The 2925-nt window shown below is 37.4% G+C and carries 2 protein-coding genes and 1 pseudogene; 1 reads left to right on the top strand and 2 read right to left on the bottom strand.

Features of this window, described 5'->3' with window-relative positions:
• Positions 1–448 precede the first annotated feature (448 nt).
• Positions 449–1042, bottom strand: a pseudogene (locus AFK68_RS03615) (Hsp33 family molecular chaperone HslO); the annotation flags it as partial.
• Between the two features lies 1 nt (position 1043).
• The coding region (locus tag AFK68_RS03610; protein WP_210407206.1) for an Hsp33 family molecular chaperone HslO at positions 1044–1590 on the bottom strand (547 nt) is incomplete at its 3' end.
• A gap of 193 nt (positions 1591–1783) precedes the next feature.
• Here AFK68_RS03610 and AFK68_RS03605 point away from each other — a divergent pair.
• Positions 1784–2176, top strand: a complete 393-nt coding sequence (locus AFK68_RS03605; protein ID WP_094671634.1) for a hypothetical protein — start codon at positions 1784–1786, stop codon at positions 2174–2176.
• Positions 2177–2925: the final 749 nt, after the last annotated feature.

The raw sequence follows: 2925 nt of genomic DNA, 5'->3' as shown, positions 1-2925 counted from the left end.
CTAATGTCTACGTTTTATCTTAAGAAAGATGTTTATAAAGCATAGCGCGTGAAAGGGGAGGGAGGCATTGGGGGAATGGAAAAAGCAATTAGGGCTGGCTGATTAAATCTCAAAGCATTGACAGATAAAGGCAAGTCCCTGCTTTTCGGTCTCTAGAGGTGCAAAAATTTAGTATTTAGGGCAGACAAGGGCATAAAAATTAAGGGGCAACTCTTTTTCCTAGCTCCTCTATAATTCCAATTTCTCCTGACTTCTGTACATCTCCAAGCCAATGGCTCCTCTACCTGACTCCTGAGTCCTACCCTTACCAACAGAATTTTTCAGCAAACCCCAATTAATTTTAAGGTTTTCACGAGCTTTGTATTAAGCTAGATTGGGAAAATTTCAGGGGTGCATAGCACGGTTTAGGAATTCTGGATTTTGGCCTAAGGGTAAGGTGGGGAGAATGTCAATGAGATGACTTCCGTAATTGTCCAATAGGCACTTCTGTGAAGGGTTGTTGTAAGTCTTGAATTAATTTTGTGAGGTCTTTTTGACTGGCTTGATATACTTCTCCACAAAATTCGCAGGTTGCTTCTGCACCTTTGTCTTTTTCAATCATATCTTTTAGTTCGTCTATACCAAACATTTTTAAAGCTCCTAATACCCTCTCAAAAGAACAGTCACAGTTAAAACGAACTATTTGACGTTCAGGTAATATCTTTAAGCCCATATCTCCCAAAAGTTGTTGGAAAATTTCTGGTAATGTTTTGCCCGAACGTAGTAATGGAGTGAATCCTGATAAAGAGGCGATACGAGATTCTAGGGTTTGAACTAATTCTTCGTCTATAGCTGCTTTGGGCATGACTTGTAACAAAAGTCCTCCTGCTGCTTGTATACCTTCTGTATCTACGAATACTCCTAGCACTAAAGCTGATGGTGTTTGTTCTGATGTGACTAAATAATGGGTAATGTCATCTCCAATTTCTCCAGATACTAATTCTACTGTACTGGAGTATGGGTAGCCGTGGCCTATGTCTCTGACTATATATAAGTAACCTTGNTGGGCATGACTTGTAACAAAAGTCCTCCTGCTGCTTGTATACCTTCTGTATCTACGAATACTCCTAGCACTAAAGCTGATGGTGTTTGTTCTGATGTGACTAAATAATGGGTAATGTCATCTCCAATTTCTCCAGATACTAATTCTACTGTACTGGAGTATGGGTAGCCGTGGCCTATGTCTCTGACTATATATAAGTAACCTTGATTGCCTACTGCTTTCCCTACATCCAGTTTGCCAATTTGATTTGGTGATAGCTCAATTGTAGGATTCTCTACATAGCCTCGCACTGTTCCATCTAGGCCAGCATCAACTAGCACTGTTCCTAAAGGACCATTGCCTTGGACGCTAATGTTAACTCTTGATTGTGGAGTTTTCATACTAGAGGCTAATAATAGTCCTGCGGTCATTGTTCGGCCAAGAGCAGCAGAGGCTACCCAAGAAAGTTTGTGTCGTTGTCTTGCTTCTTCGGTTAAGCGAGTGGTAATTGCACCTACAGCACGAATACCTCCTTCTGCTGCTGTAGCTCTAATTAGTTGATCTACCATTGGAGTCCTTACATTTCTTAATAATTCTGATTTTCTTTATCATAACTCTCTTGGAATACTACAGGTGAAATTTGTCCAAGCTCAAAGGAAATAATGTTAATCTATAATTTGGGAATGTTCTAATTTTGTTTGAGAAAATAAGCAAAATATAAATTTAAAAATTATATCTATTGTTATTAGTTATTAGATTGTTATGTTAGGTACTTTTCAAAAAAGCCATCTACGGATTGAGATTGAAGCTGCTGAAGCTACGATAAGAGATAGTTTGCTGCGTCCATCTCAATTACAAATGTGGTTATGGCCTCAGCGTTTTTCCCCTGGACTACCAGAACAATTATCTGAGGGTGTAAAGTTTGAAACTTGGGTTGGACTGATAGAAATTAAGCATTATGTTGATATAGTGAGACCAAATTGTTTGAGGCTTATACTGAGTCAAGGTATTGATGGGTTTCATGAGTGGTATTGGGGAGATGGTTGGGTACAATCTCGTCTAGAAGGAATATCGATGTTTCCTATAAATTTGGGTCAAACTTTTAGTTTGCTTCGCTTACGAGAGTTTGTATCTGGTAAAAAATTAAGTGGTTAGGTTTTAGGTTATCAAAATGATGTAAATTATCCCTCTGATACTTGAATCCCTAAATATTAAACAATACACAAATCATCCAATTTATAATAGGTAAGCATTTCCTGCGGAATGCTGCGTAAACAGCTATTAGCAGTCAGCTATCAACAATTATATCTCCCCTTTAAAGGTTATGCTTTATAAACATTTTTCTTAATATAAAGTTTGACAAAATAGGCAAGTTATATTGAATTGTAGCAGGGACTTTTTCAGGAGAAAAAGTGCATTGAAAAATCAATTTTTTTGATAAGTTTAAGTAGTTTTGCCAACAATACTATACTCCTTGTCCCTTCTCTCCTGCTCCCTGCTCCCCTGCTCCCCACAAGGTTTTCAGAAGTTCCTTATAAGGAATAGCTTTAAAGGCGAGGTTGAAATCAATAGTTATAGTTATCGCGGTTGAGGGAGCCTACTTTGGCAGTAACTTTTAATTCTCTCTCAATTTCTGAATGGCTTTTGCCTCCTCCTCTCATCAATAGCTAATGGCTAATAGCTGACGGCTGAATACTTACTATAATAGTTTCTGATTTGTTCAGGAACTAGGCTGAAAAATTACATCCTAACCTAAAATGATGAAATTTATAATTTTATTTCTTTCTGAGCTATAACAATTAAATCGTCTTTCTCCTGAAATATATAATGATTGGGATTAATTTTCAATTTACCTTGATACTCAGAAACTGCTATGAAAATAGCGTTATGAGTTTCCTTAATAT

This window comes from Hydrocoleum sp. CS-953 (assembly GCF_002260545.1).
Classification (GTDB): domain Bacteria; phylum Cyanobacteriota; class Cyanobacteriia; order Cyanobacteriales; family Microcoleaceae; genus Trichodesmium.
This window is presented reverse-complemented; position numbering and strand designations above follow the sequence as displayed.